The sequence below is a fragment of the Paenibacillus sp. sg306046 genome (assembly GCF_059821225.1).
The window spans coordinates 1-17,053 of sequence record NZ_JCAMRT010000023.1; the positions used below are offsets into that span (position 1 = coordinate 1).

Below are 17,053 nucleotides of genomic sequence, written 5' to 3' on the forward strand. Positions count from 1 at the left end.
GCTGCTATCATTTGATTCCTATTAGGTTTCGTACGATTGCTTACACGCGAAGAGCCGCCCGGCTGGGGCGGCTCTTCGTACTGCTGTATGTTTCGGTTAACTTTTTGTATGACTAGGCTTGCCTGTATTCCTTGTACTACGGGCGGTCTATTTTTTGACTATTTATATGTGCATTAGACCACATCGCTTACGTTCCCATATATACGGTATCATGTAGCAGCTTTTCCGGCACCGGCATCAAAAGGCGATTCACTATTCTTGAAGATGCCAGTGAGCGAGTAGAGGAGCCGGGACAGCAGCGAGCGGCGTTCAGCATCAGGCGGCTGGGCAGACACTGGTGAAGGAGGAACGGCTGTCAGCTCAGCTTTTGTCCCGTTTGCCGCTAGCGAAGAACGGCTCTCGCCAAGGGAAGCCGCTGTTTTACGTAGGGCTGGGCTCAACTGGTCTGTATAAATGCCGTGAACGCCAAGCTGCTGCAGCCGTTCCCACTCCTTGGCATCATTGATGGTATGCGCGTACACAGCAGCGCCTGCATGCTGCAGCTGTTTTATCCATGAGGCATCTACCCGTTCGGCTGGCATGGCGATGGCTTGAATTTTCAGGTCGCGGACTTGCTTCAAAACGTCGTCTTGGCTGAGCGGCGACAGATACAAGGAGAACAAATAGAACGGGAACGGGTAGATGGACCGTACCTGCTTGATCATGTCCGGTGAGTACAATTCAGGAATCACGCGCTCCAGCAGCTTGGGTTCGATCGCTTGAGCGGCCTTGACAAGCAGCCGGAATTGTCGGGCGATCACCTGTGGATCGGTCTCCTTGGTATCGGTAATCAGATAGGCATCGGGATAATCCAGCAGCAGCTTTAGCAGCTCTTTGACATCCATTCCCTGATAACGGTCCAAAATAGGTCTTTGTATGAACTGCTCGTACGTCATTGGCTGATCGGCAAACTGCCCGGAAGCAACCGACTGGCCAAGCTTCTTGGATAAGTAGTCAGACCAATCGTGGCGGGCTACCAGACGGCTATCCGCTGTCAAAATCAGATCGGCTTCAAACACACGGAAGCCTTGCTTATAGCTTGACACAAATGCCTCGCGTGAGTTGGTGACAGTCACGCCGTCAATTTGCCCCAGCCCGTGGGCAATATAGGAATGCCGCGTCCATCCATCCTGTGCGTATGCTGCAGGCGCCGGAGCGTGAATCAACAGGCCGCAGCTTACAAGCGCAGCACAAATGCATGCTTGGACGAAAAGCTTGAGACGAGACATCAGGTTCACTCCTTTTCACGTGTTTGAACTATGTTTACACCAATACGGCCATCTTGTAACAGCCTTACCGCAAAACGGGCTGTCCTGAATTTCTAGAAGCTGGTAAAATGGAGTACAAGCAGGCGATAACCGTGGTATAATGGAGCAGACCTCTATGAAAGGAGCGATACGTATGGCTCGACAAGTACACAGTCAGGAAGTCAAGGCAGCCGTTTATCAGAAGCTGCAGGAACGCGGTGTCACAATTGAGGCAATAGCATTTATAGTGAAGGAAATGCAAAGTCCGTATCATCCCGGTCTCACCACGGAAGCGTGTGTGGACGCCGTTCATGCCGTGCTGCAAAAGCGGGAGCTGCAGCATGCGATATTAGTCGGAATTGAGCTGGATGTGCTGGCGGAGAAAGGGCTGCTGTCCGAGCCGATCCAGTCCATTATTGCAGGGGATGAAGGATTGTTTGGCTGCGATGAGACCTTGGCGTTAGGATCAGTGTTCGGATACGGCAGCATCGCGGTCACGACCTTCGGCCATCTGGACAAGCAAAAAATCGGCATTATCCGTGAGCTTGACACCAAAACAGGAAATGGCGTGCACACATTTCTGGACGATCTCGTTGCCAGCATTGCCTCGTCGGCTTCAAGCCGCATTGCCCATCACCAGCGGGACCAGCAGGAGCGGGAAAGCGCCGTTACCTTTTTACCGACCGCGGATATCCCCGAAGAAAACGCCGGTTGAGCTGATCAGCGGTTCAGACTAATGACAGAAATCGAAGCTCCCTTAGCTCAAATAAGGGGGCTCTTTTCCGGTTATACTAGTCTTGCACGGCACAATCAGATTGCACAACGGGGTGAGACTAGGGTGAGATGGATTTATTGGGTCAAGCTGTATGAAAGCAAATTTCAAGCGGGATGCTTAGCCAAACGGATGGAGGAAGACTGGTGGATTTACGGGTATGAATGTCCGGTAGAGGTCGAAGTGTTCCGTTCCATTAAAGGGCGATTTGGGGTACGTTATATGGTTTAAATTATTACTTGACTACAAGGTTTTGTTTGGTGTATATTTATTTCTGTCGCTGTCATTGGCAGCATGCTTGAAGCATCGCGGGGTGGAGCAGCCCGGTAGCTCGTCGGGCTCATAACCCGAAGGCCGCAGGTTCAAATCCTGCCCCCGCAATATCATAGTCAGGGCCCTTAGCTCAGTTGGTTAGAGCGGTCGGCTCATAACCGATTGGTCGGGGGTTCGAGTCCCTCAGGGCCCATAGCGAAGAAACCNTATCATAGTCAGGGCCCTTAGCTCAGTTGGTTAGAGCGGTCGGCTCATAACCGATTGGTCGGGGGTTCGAGTCCCTCAGGGCCCATAGCGAAGAAACCCTTGTGTAGCAAGGGTTTTTCTATTGTACGCCCAGCATGGGCGTCATCTCTAGGGTGAAAGTCCCGAACGGGGGCAGGCGAACGCCTAGCGTTAGCCAAGAGCAAGGGTGTCCGCCGGGAGGCGGAATCTGGAGGAAGATGGGGGCAAATGCATGAGCCAAGGTACACGAACTCAATTGGAGGCAGAGTTAGTCGGATGAGTCACCCATACATGACAAAATCCTAAGTCGCCAAAGATGAAAATGGTGGAGCAACGCATAGTAGATCCTGTCATCCTGCATCTCATTGGAAAGTGGCTGCGAGCGGGAGCTTCGATACAACGAAGTTCGATTACCTGGGTTTTGAAGAAGTTCCGGGCTACAAAGTGTATAACAACCCAGTGAATCAGAACGGTGTGCTGCGGTTTATCGTGGCGAGCCAAGGACAAGCCTACGGGATTACAGGCGAGAAAACCTTTGTAAAGCTGAAGCTGAAAGCGAAAGCAGAAGGCGTCGGCAAGGTAGATGCGTTGAAATGCCGGATCGCCGATACACAAAGTGAATTTGACTTGAACGGAGACGACTGCCGTGAGGATTCCTTGCTTGTTGAAGGGATTGCGGATGTAAACCGTTCGGGCGAGTATACGCTGCTGGACTTGGAAATTGAAGGCTACTACTACGGACAACTGGCTTCCAACACACCAGCTCAGTACAACACTGCTCAAGCTGGTACGGATCTGATTGCCGATGATGATCTGGTGCATATCGTTAATCAGATGCTTGCGAATCCAAACTACACACCGAACTTGTAACATAGCAGAAGGATGAATTATGAGTAATCGAGCCGCTCCACAAGAGCGGCTTTGTTGATTTATCAGCCTTGTCCTAGCGTATCGGTTAAGCCATCCTTCATGAATTTCCTCTACATGGGTGGCGATACCATTCATGCCCAGTCGCTCGGCAGCGGCCTTCGAGGTGACCTCAAGCCGCAGAAGGAAAGAAGCATGTGTATGCGCATGTCGTGAATGCGGATTTTCTTCATCTTGCTTTTGTAAAGCGTTTCTGTTCCTCATACTCCTTTTCAAGTTGATGTTTAATGAGGATCACATTTTTCGAGAGGAATTGCTATCGTAAAAACATAAATACCATCTGTATGAGTCAACCGTAAAGTTCCACCGTGCAGCTCAATGATGTTTCTAGCAATAGAGAGGCCCAATCCAGAACCAGCCTGAATGCCGTCACTGCTTCGCGAATCATCAACTTTGTAGAATCGGTCAAACAGTCTTTCTTCCTGCTCATGGGATATCGAAGGGCCGCTGTTTTCTACTTCAATATAGATCCGTTGATCATCCGATTTTAATGAAACGCAAACACTTCCTGGTTTCATGGAATATTTCAGGGCATTCATCAATAAATTATCAATGGCTCTAGCGAATTTGTTACTATCAATTGTCGCTAAATATGAAACAGTGCCTATGTTTTTTATGAGCGTAATTTGGTGTTCTTGAGCTAATGGTTCGAATTCAAATAGCATCTGCTCAAGTAGTTGATACACATCTATTGGCTTTAAATTTAATTGAATATCTGGAGTCGTAATTCGCGTGTACTCGAATAAATCATCAATGAGCTTCTTTAAGTGGATAGCCCTGTTGTACGAATTTTGAATAAACCTCTCATACTCCTCCTTGTCTTGATAGGAGTCGGTTCTCAAAAGTTCTAAATATCCAATAATGCTTGTAAGCGGTGTTCTTAAATCATGGGAGACACCCGTAATTAATTCCATTTTGGATTTTTCAATTTCCCGCTCCTTTTTCATTAACTGCTGCAACCTTTCTGCCATGATATTGATGTTCAATGCAACTTTTCCGAGTTCATCGTTTCGAATGACTGGAATTCTGTAATCTAAATTGCCATCAGCGATAATCTGAAGCCCACCCGCCAACGTAACGGTATAATTAATCATGCGGTGGGTTAGTTTATAAAACGCCAGAGGGAAGCATCCGAAAAATATTACAAAAGAAAGATAATTAATATAATTTGGAATTGGAACTTTCAATGACAAGAGATAAATTAAATATGCTCCGATATTTGATAAAAGAAGAGTAATGATGAAGCTAAAAAGAAATGACCAAAATGCCACAAATCGTATGCCTCTCATGCGTTTGATCTTTTTGGTTTCTGTTTTATTTTTCAATTTTATAGCCAACTCCCCAAATGGTCTTAATATATCGGGGCTCTCTTGGAGGATCTCCCATTTTTTCGCGAAGATTCCGGATGTGAACCATCACGGTATTGTTGGAATACCCGGTTGGCTCATTCCAAATGGTTTCATAGATCCGTTCTGCACTAAAGACTTGCCCTGGATAGCTAGCTAGCAGCTCTAATATTGAAAACTCCAACGGAGTAAGTGTAAGTTCTTTATCTTTTAGCGTTACTGAAAATTTTACTTTGTCAATGACGAGATCCTTAATGCGAATTAACGAATCCTTTGTATTTGAATCTTTTTCTGTGAAAGCCTGGCGCCGAAGCTGGGCTTTGACACGGGCTAATAATTCCAGCGGATTAAAGGGCTTTGTGACGTAATCGTCGGCTCCAATAGTAAGACCTGTGATTTTATCTATGTCCTCTTCTTTTGCAGAAAGAATAATAATAGGAACTGCGGAAGTTTCCCTAATTTTTAAGCAAGTCTTTATTCCATCCATTCGAGGCATCATCACATCTAAAATAACAAGATGAACTGAATAAGACTGGAGAAAATCCAACGCCTCCAGACCATCGGCAGCCTCCAAAACGTGGTAACCCTCGTTTCTTAAATAGACATGAATAACATCCCGAATTTCTGCATCATCATCCACTACAAGCACAGTAGGCATTAGACACTGCTCCTTTTTCTTTTTGTAATCATCAAAATAAGAATAATGAATAAAGGTAATCCAATATACATGCCATACTGGTAAATTGTGGTGCCTATACTTTGAACATGCTTACCGGCGTATTGGCCAATTACAAAAAATGTTGATGTCCATACTAATCCTGTTGTGTAGGAATAGAGAATATAACGACGGTACGCCATTTTATTGATTCCTACTAGATACGGAACTACATGTCTTACCACTGGAATAAAGTAGCTAAGGCATAGCGCGAAGTTACCGTATTTATCTAGAAGTTGCTCTGACTGCTGGATATGCTTTTCGAAATTTTTCTTATGACGAATTTTATCCAGCACTTGAGGGCCTAAAAACCTGCCTAGAAAGTAACCAAGCGAGATTCCGGATATTACTCCTAAATAAGTAATGAAAAATGCCGGAAGGGAATGAAGTAAGCCCGCTTTACTAACAGCCCCGCCAGTCATTACAATAACTTCGTCCGGTATAGGCATTCCTACAATACCAAGCCACAGAGTAAAGAACAAGGCGGCATAGCCAAAGTGAGAAATCCATTGGATTAATGTATCATAATTCATTTCAATCTCCCCCTTTTTTTCGGCATACATAAACAAAAGCGGGGGGAAAATTAAAAGGAACGAAATCAATTTTTTCAATCGTAAAGTCTTTTGACAAGTGCTTTTTCATTTGCAGAGAATACTGGAAAGCGATAAAATATCCACCTGGTCTTACTGCTGCGGTAATTTGGCTAAGTAGTCTTTCTCTAAGTTCAGTTTTAAAATTGAAAAAGGGCAGGCCGCTGATTATACAGTCCAGATGATCAATACGACTTTGCTCCATAACATCCGTCATAAAGCAAGCATTCGGGTAAATCGAGAAAGTGGGGAAACGTACTTCTAAATTGCTTCTCATTTTATTATCCATTTCAAACAACATAACTTTTGTTGAGCTTGTTGCTTTAGACTCGATAAAACGAGTGATTGGTCCAGTACCTGAGCCAAGCTCAGCTACTGTATTTACTTCTTTCCAAGGTACGGATTGAACCATTTTACGCGCCAGGAATCTGGAACTGGGGATTACGCTGCCGACTTGTTTGGGATTGTTCAAAAAGCGTTGCAAAAACATAAAATTATGATTGATATTCAATTAATTTCCCCATTTCCTTATTTTTTATTTCTGAATCATTCGTTGCTAAAAAATGAAATATGTCATTTCCCAGAAGCTTGCCTTACTGTTCGATATGATTATTTTACCGAATAAATCTAAGGAATCTCCGGGGATAACTCTAAAGAAAATCTAAAGAAAAGTGGATAATATTACGCGGACCTTAGATGAAACTTGAACAAATGCGCGGCACCGAATGACATCGGTTTGCCGCGCATTTGTTTATTGTTTCATTCATTTCTTTAGATATTCTTTAGAAATATCTCAGTAAGCTCCTAAGAAAGTTATCCTATTGTATTCTCATTGAGATTTTAGTATTAATTGTAAATTTCCAGCTTATCAAGCAAAAAGTAAAGAAGGGAGTGCTTAAATGAATCGAATGATTCGGTTTTCGATGAAGAATGTATCAGCCTTGTTTATCATCATGATTATGTTGTTTTGCGTCGGTACATATGCGGCATACCATATGAAGGTTGAAAATATGCCGGATGTTTCATTTCCTATGGTGATGGTTTCAACTTCGTATGCCGCTGCACCTAAAGATGTCATGGAGCAAGTCACCAAGCCACTCGAAGAGAAACTGGCAGTTATTAAGGATCTTGATTCCATGAACTCGACATCAAGTGAGAACAGTTCTATGATCATGCTTCAATTTAAGCAGAACGTCGATACAGACAAGAAAAAACAGGAGATTGAAAGTTTAGTACAAGAAGTTACTCTGCCAGCTACGGCCGGCACACCACGAGCATCAACACTAGGTGTAACATCAGTACCTTCGATTTATATGGTTGTTTCGACTAAAGATGGAATGAGCCAGACGGAGCTTGATAAGCGTTTCGAGAATACGATGAAGACGGAGCTTGAATCCATTAAAGGCATGGACCATATGAATGTGATTGGCGTTCGGGGAACGAGCTTGGACATCGAATTACATGCTGATGCGCTTCATGTGTATGGACTCTCACCTTCTCATGTAATTAACGCTATTCAAGCGGCCACAACGATGAGTCCCATTGGAAGCATCGAAATTAATGGTAATGACAAAATGGCTCGTGTTACGGGAGATTTGACCAGTTTATACGACTTAGAGCGACTTGAAATTACAACCGCAAGTTCAGAGGTGATTTCTCTGTCCCAGGTCGCTAAGGTAAAGGCTGTTACCGAATCTAAATTTATCGGGAGATATAACGGGCAATCTGCAATCGGAGTTATTTTATATAAAAGTTCAAGTGCAAATGCTGTCGAGTTCTCTGATTCGGTTAATAAGCTTATCAAAGAATGGGAGCAGTCTCTGCCCAATGTCATTGTTGGGAAGACAGAGGATAGCGCTGACGAGATCAGAGAATCCATTGCTGGAATGGTTAAAGAAGGGATCACGGGGGCTCTCTTGGCTTCGCTTATGATACTTGTTTTCTTGCGGGATATTCGTATGACGTTGATTGTACTGGTGTCAATTCCGTTATCCATATTAATCACGTTCCTTGCCATGTGGTACCTTGGGCTGACTATAAACACGATGACCTTAGGTGGAATTTTTATTGCAGTAGGACGTGTGGTTGATGACTCTATTGTTGTTATTGAAAATGTGTACGCTTCGCTTGAAAAAGCGCAAGAGCGACATGAATCGGTCATATTGATTGCCACAAAACAAGTATCAATGGCGATCACGTCCTCAACCTTGGCGACTGTAGGCGTTTTCGCACCAATTGGCATGATTGGCGGTCTAGTGGGAGGCTTCTTTAAACCATTTGCAATTACAATCGCTATAGCTCTTTTATCTTCTCTGCTAGTGGCACTGACGGTTATTCCGATGCTTGCCAAAATCCTTGTGCTTCGCTCCAGGAAGTTCAAGCATTCATCGCATAACGCCTCTGCCGAAAGCAAATTTATTTTGTTTTATGAATCTGTCTCGCACTGGACGCTCAATCATCGGTTGATATCGTTGTTGCTTGCCGGTGTACTCTTCATCGGAACTCTAGTTGTAACCATTCCACAGATCGCAGTTTCTCTTCTTCCTGACAGTCAAGCATCTACATTATTCTCATACTCGATCAGCTTGCCTAAGGAAACAGCATTCGAGGCAACCAATGCAAAAATTCAAGAGCTTGAGCAGTTGTTAATAGATGCTAAAGACAGTAACGGAAATCCATTATTTTTATTTGTCGAAGGTTTGATTGGATATTCTGGAAGTGATAAGGAGCAGACGTCTAACGCAGCGCAGCTTTATGTGAGAGTGAACAATGACGTTGATGCCAACAAAGTAAAGGAACAAGTAAAAACACGGTTATTGTCCGAACTGCCCCATGGCTCTGAAATCTTTGCAAGCGGCGTTGGCGGAGGCGACGGGGTAAGCGGTTCAGCTTTTTCTTACAATTTAAAAGGCGATGATCAAGATCGCCTGACTGAAGCGGCAAAATTGGTTAAAGCAAAGCTGCTGGAATTTTCCGATCTCAGTGAGGTCAAGGACAGTCTGAGTGACGGGAAAACAGAAGTTGAAATTAAGGTTAATCAACAGAAGGCCCGTACATTTGGAATGACGGCATCTTCCGTAAGAGATACGGCGCTCATGTGGATACAAAAGCAGCAGTTAGGCGAAATCAAGCTCGATGGCGTCAAGTATGCGATGACGGTTTCACTGGAGAAGTCTGATATAAACTCGCTAGAGAAACTGGGGAATTTACCTCTTTCTTCGAATTCCGGTTCTGTTGTCTACTTAAAAGAAGTTGCCAAGATTGAGCTTATTCCAAGTGCCACTTCTCTGAATCGTTTAGGTCAAGAACAACAGATTCAGGTTACGGCCAAAATTAACTCGAAGGATAAGCAGGCGGTAAGTGCGATGGTTTCCGCTCAGCTCAATTCTCTCCAGCTTCCAACTGGAGTGGGTCGAGAGGTTGGAGGCGTATCTTCAGAAATAAACGACAGTTTTTCACAGTTATACTTAGCTATTGGTGTAGCTATCTTTATCGTATACCTGATCATGGTTTTATGTTTCGGTAATGCATCTGCCCCATTTGCGATTTTGTTTTCTCTTCCGCTGGCTGTCATTGGCGGGCTAATCGGACTTGCCGTTACTCAGGAAGCATTGAATATCACGTCCATGATTGGATTCATGATGTTGATCGGTATCGTGGTTACGAATGCTATCGTTCTGATTGATTTGGCACAGCAATTGAAAGAAGAAGGATATGCCGTTCGCGACGCTTTGATTCAGGCGGGTAAAATCCGCTTGCGCCCAATAATAATGACAGCGGGAGCGACAATCATGGCTTTGCTTCCACTATCGTTAGGATTTTCCGGGGAAGGTGCGCTCGTCGGAAAGGGACTTGGTATTGTGGTCATTGGAGGATTGATTTCTTCAACGCTGCTTACTTTGGTCGTTGTTCCCATCATCTATGAGTTAATAGAGCTATTCAAAATATTTGTTTCAAAAGTATTCCATCGAAATAGAGAAAATATAGGTACCCAAACATCGCTCAAGGCTTAACATATTTGGGGAGATAGGAGGAGGTTCTAGAGATGAAAAGCAACAACATAACGAATCATTCAAAAGGTATCAAGCGGATTGGATTCACTGCTATTCTGGTTATAATCTCCATGATGATGACAGCGGGATGTTCCATGTCTGGAAATCCTTCGGGTGGAAAGGCTGAAGCGCTCCTACAGACCACTTCGATCAAAACGGAAGATGTTGTAAGACGAAGCATTGGTGATCCGGCAGAGCAGGCGGCGGAGGCTGTGCCTGGCACTACAATTGATGTCATTCCAAAAGTAGGAGGTGTTGTCGTCGATGTATTTCGAAAACGGGGTGAATTCGTTCAGAAAGGAGATGCTTTGGTGAGTTTGGATAGCGCTGATGCTGAATCTGATAGACGGAAAAATGAGCTATCTGTTCGTACTGCGAGCCAAAACATAGAAAAGGCAAGGGCTGACCAAAATAATAGTAGTAAAGAGCTGAGTGATTCTGTGGAACGAGCTAAGGTAGCAGTTAAAAATGCAGAACAAGACTACAATAAAAAGAAAAATGATTATGATGATGGAAAGGCTACAGAGCATGAGATAGAGTTGGCCAAGCAATCGTTGGACAGCGCACAAATGAGTCTGGAATCAGCACAAAATAAACGTTTAGCAAATGATCATTCCAGTTCTATCGCTTCCTATGAAAGTCAGCTGGATAACGCCAAGTTACTACTCGATGATTCCATTCGTTCATTGGAAAACTACAGGATCGTGGCTTCGGCTAGCGGAATCCTAACGGATTTTACACCGGCAGTTGGCCAAACCATTTCGTCCGGGAAAATCGGTCAAATCCAACAGATAAACCCCATCCTGCTAAAAACGGAGTTGTCCGAAGCCAACTATCAGTTGGTAAAGGGAAAAAAAGAGATTGTCTATTATCATTCGGATACGCCAACAGACAAAAAAACGGCTGCCATTAGCTACTTGGCGCCTGTTATGAGTGCGCAGACCAAAACGTTTACCCTGGAAGTGGAGGTACCAAATCCAGATTTAGTCATACGAGCAGGCAATCGCTATATGGTGGAGCTGACGACTGAGGAGGAAAAAAGGGTCATCACGGTACCAATACTGGCTGTTATTCACGAGGAATCGGATACATTTGTATTTGTTCAACAGGGAGATATCTACCAGAAGAGAAAAGTTACAATCGGCCGGATAAACGGGCAGTATCAGGAAGTCGTACAAGGTCTTAAGGAAGGCGAAAAGTTAGTTGTGACAGGTCAACATCAGCTGAAGGATGGACAAAAAGTAGAAGTAAGCAACGAATGGAGGTAAAGGAATGATAAGCAGATCCATGCGGGTCGCAAAAAAGAAAGCGGTTCTGGCAGTTTTGCTGGCGCTCACCCTTGGGAATATGCTGACATACGGCAGTATTGCTTGGGCTAATGAGGGTTCAACAAATGAAGTACATGCTTCGTCCTCAAGTCCGTACAATTTGACCGATTCTATCCTCACCGCTATAAAAAGCGCTTCTGTAACAACTACGAAAGACGGAACAAGATTGGCATTAACAGTGCGCTTCTATAACAACAGTGCTGAAAAAGCGCGCATTCCAACCCACGAAATAAGAGTGAAGACGACAAGTGGAGTGGAATATAAGCTTGAATCCAGCCAGAACAATAAAGGTGTGCTTAGGCCGTTTGAAGTAGCGGAACTCTCATACATGTCCACGATCAAAGGCAGCAAGGAAGTTTTGTTAACAAGCCTTTCATTTGTCAAGGTTAATGAATATACATATCCGAAGAGTGAGACCTATTTATTAGAAATGCCTTTGGATAGGAAAGTTTGGTATGGAGCAAGTCGCCTAGAGCAGCCAGCACTGACTAAGGTGAGTTGGGGGGAACCATTTACTTTAGAAGGGTTAAACTCTAATTTGATTTACACGCCGGTGAATTACTCCGAACAATCCTTAATTCATGGAACTGAAGCGATAATTACTTTGGCCGTGGAAAATAATGGAGTAGGAAGAGAGGAGCTTCCGGACATACGCATTGATGGTCTCTCAGACGCAAAATCATATACTGGAAAACGAATCTCACAGGAACCAATTCAGATTGAAGCTGGAGAGAAAAAGTATATTCATTTTTCGATTCCCGCGACCAGTGATGCGAACCTTAAGAATTTCATTGTGATTACATCCGATGTATTTCAAATGAGTGAAACACAGGAAACGTTGATTGATACGGGAAGAACTTCTATTAACATTCCTGGTGAAGATCAACTGAATACCATCCATCAAGCGAACTATAAGCTGGGGACCCCAATTGTCCTTGACCCACAGTACCAATTTGCTCAACATACCGATATTTCATTAATGGAGCTCCATGTACAAGATTCAGATGAAGGTTTTCAGATGGTAATCGGAAAGTTTGTAATTGCCAATAAAAGCGATAACGTGATTGCGCTGCCTTCTTTTGATACAGAGCTTTTAGGAAACGGAGGGAAATCATTCGCGGGTGTAAGACAAACCTATGTAGCCCAGACCTTAAATCCTGGTTTGCGTTACGTGGTAAGCTATGTGTATCGTTTACCGCAAACAGAAGCAACCCGTTATTTCACTCTTAAATTGCTGGACAGCAAATCTGCGGCTCCCTATAAACTACCTGTAGCTTCTGTTAAAACGGAGGTGCAAAAAAATACGGAAGCCTCTGATTTCATGCTCTACCCATTCCATGTTAACCTTGAACGTGTGGATGTTAGTACGAATTATTTCGCTTCCAACGATACGTATCATTACAAATTAAGGCTGACACTTGATATAAAACAGGAAGAGAATGTAATTGTAGATCAAGGTACATCCAAGCTTTATTTCGAGATCGTGGATAATCTGGGCAGGGTTCTTGGATCGGCTAGCCCTAGCTTCTCAGGATCAAAAAAGCTGGTAAGCGGAACCCAGATCATTTTTACCAACGACATCCAAAGCGAGCAGTTTGAATTCCCTGTAACGGTTAACATGTATGAATTGGTTGAAACAGATGCAGGGCTGGGTAAACGATATCTAAAAACAATAAAGTGAGACCGGATGTTTGAGATTGAGACGAACGCCGACTTTTACACATTTTTTCGTGTAGAGATCGGCTTTTGTTGCGTTTAAAACTAAAAAAAGGGAGGAAAGCACAATGAAAATCAAACTTCTGGGTATTGAAGTTACTTTTGGTCGCCCACGCTTACTCAAAATGTGGGCTTTGAAAGGGGTATTAACATCTTACAAAAACTAAAACGAGCTGCCAGGCAGCTTAAGTCCAATTTGCTTGTTCTGTATCTGTCTTACAGAGACCCTAGAGTGAAATGGTATGCAAAGCTGTTTACATTGTGTGTTGTGGCTTATGCGTTCAGCCCCATAGATCTGATTCCTGATTTCATACCGATTCTAGGTTATGTTGACGACTTAATCATTGTCCCATTAGGCATAGTTCTTGCCCTTAAAATGATACCTAGCGATGTTATTGAAGATAACAAAGCAAAGGCACTGGAGATTCAAGGTAAGCCTATAAACTGGTTTACAGCTACCTTGTTTATCATGGTTTGGGTACTTCTTGCCGTGTGGATGTCTATGTATATCTATAAGAGATTCAATTATTAGGGAAAAAAGAACTGATGGTTAGCGGAATTCAAGCAGAATCGACTTGCCTCAGCGATGGTTTTGTTCCTGGTTTAATGGCTGGTTTGCCTCCAAAAATTCCAATCGTTATTTCATCCTCAGGGTGCGGAATGTGAGAGGTAAACTGCTTGCCAGGCATGCGATCAAAACCGTCATAACCTTCTCTTTTATATTGGGAGCTGTTTATATCGTATTATTTTTTACAGGACATTTGAGCTTGCCCATGGCGATTATCAATTTAATCTGGGGGATATTGGCCGGTATAGGGGGGAATATGAATCAATATTTGATGACGTCTGCTGCTCCCAATGCGCCTGATTTCGCCAATGGATTATTTTTAACAGCTGCCATCTTAGGGGTAACCGTTGGTGCGTAAGCAGGTGGATTGTTTATCGCAGAAATGGGTACGCCATACGTCGTGCTCGTGGGCATAGTATCGTTGATCCTCAGTTTTGTAAGCCTGGCGCTAAGAAACAGCATGCTTATACCAGCTCGGCAGCTTTCAAAGTAATGGTTGACCTTAATAACTGTTCATGCACGCGCTGTTTTTAGTCCAGAGGGACCATTCAAGCTGACCACAATTGAACGCAGGGAGCAGATGTTAGGGTTTTATCTCAAACCCCGAATAAAAAAAAGAAGATGGCTTACGCTTCGGTGCGAACCATTACTCAGCACGATGGAGAACGAATAATATTTAATTTTAGTACAAGCGCGAGAGGCACGCCTTCACCGGCGTGCTTCTTTTTTTGAACATAACAAGACGCGGGATGTTAAAGTCCTGCTATGTCTTGATGACCTTCATTCCTTCGTCGGTGTAAGCTCTGCTTCGTAAACGAGAATTCGGAGGGGTTCGTTGCTTGTATTTTCCAATCCATGGCTCCAGCCCGGTTTATTCAACAATACATCACCTGGCTTCACATCTCGCATGATGCCGTTAACTGTCATACGTCCTAGTCCTTCCAGGATGACATAGACTTCCTCATTATTTCCATGTTGATGATAACCTACCGAAGTACCGGGTGGCATGACCATATAATACAGAAACTTTAGAGAGCTGTCGAAATCACTGTCCTCATATAACTTCACACTTTGTACTTCACCGTTCCCCTTATGGCTGCTGCCGACTTTGTAATCAGATTCGAGAAAATTTCTAATGATCATGGTAGGGCCCCTTTCTTTGCTCACATTTTAACATAACTCTCCAGAGCGTAAAACTGCAAAGCTCCAATTGTCAATGAGAATTGTTTTCAATTGTGATATGATAGCCTCAACAGATGTGAAAGAAAGGACTGACCGATTTATGAAAGTTAGCGACCATCTCGTGTTGTGGAATCATGTTCTCATCCGAGTGATGGACGTTCGCCGCATGCTGCTGGAGCCTGGCGAGGCGATGCGCGGTTATCGCGTGCCGACAAGCGTTTTTTTGTATGTTACCAGCGGAAGTGCCCAGCTTCACGTGGACGGAATCGAAAGCCGCATGCAGCGATTCCATGTTCTGCACGTAGGCAAGGGGCTTACTCTGGACATTGCAGCCGCGGAGCAGCTGGAATATTATATGGTATTGTACAAGGCAACCTTGCCGCTTCCGAGCCGATATGAGCTGATCCATCTCATGGAGCGCGAGAATCCGTTCCAGTTGCGCTATAGTTTGTCGCCTAAGCTTCCGATCTCCTGGCTGCAGAAGCTGGAGCATATGTATCACATATGGCAGGCGCCCAGTCCGCTGGATAAATTTAAAGTGAAGACGTTATTCTATCAATTGCTTTACGAGCTGGTTGAGCAGTTGTATGAGCAAGGCGTCGATGTCATCCGGCCCGATCTCGTAGGCCAAGCCATCTATTATATGGAGGAGCATTATCAGGAAACGTTGACGCTGGAAGCGTTGGCCGACACGCTGGAATGCACATCCCGACAATTGCTCCGTTTGTTTAAGAATCAAATGGATACAAGCCCGATCGAGTATTTGATTCAGCTGCGCGTGAACAAGGCTAAGGAGCTTCTCATCTATACTGACAGAACGCTGAAAGAGATTTCGGAGGGTGTCGGCTACGCAGACAGCTATTATTTCAGCAGGATTTTCAAAAAGCAGGAAGGCGTATCTCCCAAAAGATTCAAGGAGTCGGTTGACCGGGAATGGCGTCGAAATAATCCATGCCCGCCGTCGAAATACTCCATTGTGGCGGGCGAGCCTAGACGCTATAGTAGTAATGGTTATGAGAATCATTATCACTATCGAAAAGAGGGAGATTCACAGATGTTTAAGAAGTCAAAAGCCTGGATGACAACCATGGTTGTCATCTGTTTCACATTACTGCTCAGCGCCTGCTCAACCGGCTCAACGGCAACGCAGGTCCCGGCCGCTAGCAGCCCCCCATCGGCCGCAACCAATAAGGAAGCCGATACCGCGCGAGTCATTAAACATGCGATGGGCGAAACGACGATCAAGGGTACGCCATCCCGAATCGTTATTTTGACCAATGAGGGGACGGAAGCGCTGCTCGCGGTCGGCGTGAAGCCGGTTGGAGCGGTTATGTCCTGGCTTGGCGAACCATGGTACGATCATATTAAGAACGAAATGCAGAATGTGACGGTCGTCGGTGATGAACTGCAGCCGAATCTTGAACTGATTGCCAGCTTGAAGCCGGACCTGATTATCGGGAACAAAGTAAGGCAGGAGAAAATTTACGATCAGCTGAAGCAAATTGCGCCTACGGTGTTCGCCGCTGATTTGGTTGGGGATTGGAAGGTCAATTTCAAGCTGTACTCCGAGGCGGTAAACAAAAAGGATGAAGGCGAGAAAGCGATGGCTGATTTCGACAAGCGGGTAGCGGAAGTAAAAGCGAAGCTTGGCAGCAAGGCAGCAACGAAGGTTTCGCTGGTGTGTTTCTCGGCGACCCAGGTGCGTATTTACCAGAAGCAGACATTTGCCGGCGTATTGCTGAGCCAACTGGGTGTTGCGCGTCCCGAGTCGCAGGATAAGGACTCTTTCATTGAAGTGTTGAATAAAGAAAGTATCGCTAAAATGGACGGCGATGTTCTGTTCTACTTCGTTACGGAAGCAAAAGGGAAGACCGATGCTGCGAATGTAGTGAAGGAATGGACGAATGATCCGTTATTTAAAAATTTGAACGTAGCGAAAAACAATAAAGTCATTCAGGTAGATGAAGGAATATGGAACTCCGCAGGCGGATACAAAGCGGCAAACCTGCTGCTGGATGAATTGATTAAGTATTTCGATGTCAAATAATACAGCCACCTTGCTCCACACGCGCA

At 44.5% G+C, this 17,053-nt stretch carries 15 protein-coding genes and 3 tRNA genes; 12 read left to right on the forward strand and 6 right to left on the reverse strand.

From position 1 onward, the window contains the following. Positions 1 to 209 precede the first annotated feature (209 nt). On the reverse strand, positions 210 to 1,268 hold the full coding sequence (locus tag AC6ROY_RS20365; RefSeq protein WP_500102438.1) for a phosphatidylinositol-specific phospholipase C/glycerophosphodiester phosphodiesterase family protein: 1,059 nt from the start codon (positions 1,266 to 1,268) through the stop codon (positions 210 to 212). A gap of 172 nt (positions 1,269 to 1,440) precedes the next feature. Between AC6ROY_RS20365 and AC6ROY_RS20370 the strand changes: the two genes are divergently transcribed. From AC6ROY_RS20370 to AC6ROY_RS20395, 6 genes are all read left to right on the forward strand, one after another. After that, the gene (locus AC6ROY_RS20370; protein ID WP_500102439.1) at positions 1,441 to 2,001 is read left to right on the forward strand and encodes a phosphatidylglycerophosphatase A family protein; all 561 of its coding nucleotides are present in this window, start codon (positions 1,441 to 1,443) and stop codon (positions 1,999 to 2,001) included. Between the two features lie 123 nt (positions 2,002 to 2,124). Then, complete coding sequence (locus tag AC6ROY_RS20375) at positions 2,125 to 2,289, forward strand: hypothetical protein (RefSeq protein WP_500102440.1); 165 nt, start codon at positions 2,125 to 2,127, stop codon at positions 2,287 to 2,289. 76 nt (positions 2,290 to 2,365) lie between these two features. After that, positions 2,366 to 2,439, forward strand: a tRNA-Met gene (locus AC6ROY_RS20380). Between the two features lie 11 nt (positions 2,440 to 2,450). Beyond that, a tRNA-Ile gene (locus AC6ROY_RS20385) sits at positions 2,451 to 2,524 on the forward strand. A 25-nt stretch (positions 2,525 to 2,549) separates the two neighbouring features. Then, positions 2,550 to 2,623, forward strand: a tRNA-Ile gene (locus AC6ROY_RS20390). A 377-nt stretch (positions 2,624 to 3,000) separates the two neighbouring features. Next, positions 3,001 to 3,426 (forward strand): hypothetical protein, encoded by a 426-nt coding sequence (locus AC6ROY_RS20395; RefSeq protein WP_500102441.1) that lies wholly within the window; start codon positions 3,001 to 3,003, stop codon positions 3,424 to 3,426. 281 nt (positions 3,427 to 3,707) lie between these two features. On the opposite strand, the gene AC6ROY_RS20400 is transcribed toward AC6ROY_RS20395, so the two are convergent. Genes AC6ROY_RS20400 through AC6ROY_RS20415 form a run of 4 tightly spaced genes read right to left on the reverse strand, consistent with a single transcriptional unit; the run spans position 3,708 to position 6,645 of the window. Further along, on the reverse strand, positions 3,708 to 4,808 hold the full coding sequence (locus tag AC6ROY_RS20400; RefSeq protein ID WP_500102442.1) for a sensor histidine kinase: 1,101 nt from the start codon (positions 4,806 to 4,808) through the stop codon (positions 3,708 to 3,710). Beyond that, positions 4,798 to 5,487 (reverse strand): response regulator transcription factor, encoded by a 690-nt coding sequence (locus AC6ROY_RS20405; RefSeq protein ID WP_500102443.1) that lies wholly within the window; start codon positions 5,485 to 5,487, stop codon positions 4,798 to 4,800. The genes AC6ROY_RS20400 and AC6ROY_RS20405 overlap by 11 nt, the downstream gene beginning before the upstream one ends. Then, on the reverse strand, positions 5,487 to 6,077 hold the full coding sequence (locus AC6ROY_RS20410; RefSeq protein WP_500102444.1) for a DedA family protein: 591 nt from the start codon (positions 6,075 to 6,077) through the stop codon (positions 5,487 to 5,489). The genes AC6ROY_RS20405 and AC6ROY_RS20410 overlap by 1 nt, the downstream gene beginning before the upstream one ends. A gap of 1 nt (position 6,078) precedes the next feature. After that, positions 6,079 to 6,645: a class I SAM-dependent methyltransferase gene (locus tag AC6ROY_RS20415; RefSeq protein ID WP_500102445.1), complete on the reverse strand. Its 567-nt coding sequence runs from the start codon at positions 6,643 to 6,645 to the stop codon at positions 6,079 to 6,081. Between the two features lie 388 nt (positions 6,646 to 7,033). Here AC6ROY_RS20415 and AC6ROY_RS20420 point away from each other — a divergent pair, with 388 nt between their 5' ends. The 5 genes from AC6ROY_RS20420 to AC6ROY_RS20440 all read left to right on the forward strand — a co-directional run bounded on the left by AC6ROY_RS20420 (position 7,034) and on the right by AC6ROY_RS20440 (position 14,156). Beyond that, positions 7,034 to 10,147, forward strand: coding sequence for an efflux RND transporter permease subunit (locus AC6ROY_RS20420; RefSeq protein WP_500102446.1), 3,114 nt, complete (start codon positions 7,034 to 7,036; stop codon positions 10,145 to 10,147). A gap of 32 nt (positions 10,148 to 10,179) precedes the next feature. Next, a complete protein-coding gene (locus tag AC6ROY_RS20425) occupies positions 10,180 to 11,454 on the forward strand; it encodes an efflux RND transporter periplasmic adaptor subunit (RefSeq protein WP_500102447.1) in 1,275 nt (424 codons plus the stop codon). Positions 11,455 to 11,458: 4 nt separating this feature from the next. Further along, positions 11,459 to 13,195: a hypothetical protein gene (locus tag AC6ROY_RS20430; protein WP_500102448.1), complete on the forward strand. Its 1,737-nt coding sequence runs from the start codon at positions 11,459 to 11,461 to the stop codon at positions 13,193 to 13,195. Positions 13,196 to 13,462: 267 nt separating this feature from the next. After that, positions 13,463 to 13,762: a YkvA family protein gene (locus AC6ROY_RS20435; protein ID WP_500102449.1), complete on the forward strand. Its 300-nt coding sequence runs from the start codon at positions 13,463 to 13,465 to the stop codon at positions 13,760 to 13,762. Positions 13,763 to 13,892: 130 nt separating this feature from the next. Then, the gene (locus tag AC6ROY_RS20440; RefSeq protein WP_500102450.1) at positions 13,893 to 14,156 is read left to right on the forward strand and encodes a hypothetical protein; all 264 of its coding nucleotides are present in this window, start codon (positions 13,893 to 13,895) and stop codon (positions 14,154 to 14,156) included. Positions 14,157 to 14,578: 422 nt separating this feature from the next. Here AC6ROY_RS20440 and AC6ROY_RS20445 read toward each other — a convergent pair whose 3' ends face one another. Next, positions 14,579 to 14,941 carry a cupin domain-containing protein gene (locus AC6ROY_RS20445; RefSeq protein WP_500102451.1) on the reverse strand — a complete coding sequence of 121 codons (363 nt, stop codon included), beginning with the start codon at positions 14,939 to 14,941 and terminating at the stop codon, positions 14,579 to 14,581. 139 nt (positions 14,942 to 15,080) lie between these two features. Here AC6ROY_RS20445 and AC6ROY_RS20450 point away from each other — a divergent pair, with 139 nt between their 5' ends. Then, positions 15,081 to 17,027, forward strand: a complete 1,947-nt coding sequence (locus AC6ROY_RS20450; RefSeq protein ID WP_500102452.1) for an ABC transporter substrate-binding protein — start codon at positions 15,081 to 15,083, stop codon at positions 17,025 to 17,027. Positions 17,028 to 17,053 lie beyond the last annotated feature (26 nt).

Bases quoted from the DNA above. Each gene is read 5' to 3' on its own strand.
- AC6ROY_RS20365 (WP_500102438.1), bottom strand. From the start codon at position 1,268: ATGTCTCGTCTCAAGCTTTTCGTCCAAGCATGCATTTGTGCTGCGCTT.
- AC6ROY_RS20370 (WP_500102439.1), top strand. From the start codon at position 1,441: ATGGCTCGACAAGTACACAGTCAGGAAGTCAAGGCAGCCGTTTATCAG.
- AC6ROY_RS20405 (WP_500102443.1), bottom strand. From the start codon at position 5,487: ATGCCTACTGTGCTTGTAGTGGATGATGATGCAGAAATTCGGGATGTT.
- AC6ROY_RS20410 (WP_500102444.1), bottom strand. From the start codon at position 6,077: ATGAATTATGATACATTAATCCAATGGATTTCTCACTTTGGCTATGCC.
- AC6ROY_RS20420 (WP_500102446.1), top strand. From the start codon at position 7,034: ATGAATCGAATGATTCGGTTTTCGATGAAGAATGTATCAGCCTTGTTT.
- AC6ROY_RS20425 (WP_500102447.1), top strand. From the start codon at position 10,180: ATGAAAAGCAACAACATAACGAATCATTCAAAAGGTATCAAGCGGATT.
- AC6ROY_RS20430 (WP_500102448.1), top strand. From the start codon at position 11,459: ATGATAAGCAGATCCATGCGGGTCGCAAAAAAGAAAGCGGTTCTGGCA.
- AC6ROY_RS20445 (WP_500102451.1), bottom strand. From the start codon at position 14,941: ATGATCATTAGAAATTTTCTCGAATCTGATTACAAAGTCGGCAGCAGC.
- AC6ROY_RS20450 (WP_500102452.1), top strand. From the start codon at position 15,081: ATGAAAGTTAGCGACCATCTCGTGTTGTGGAATCATGTTCTCATCCGA.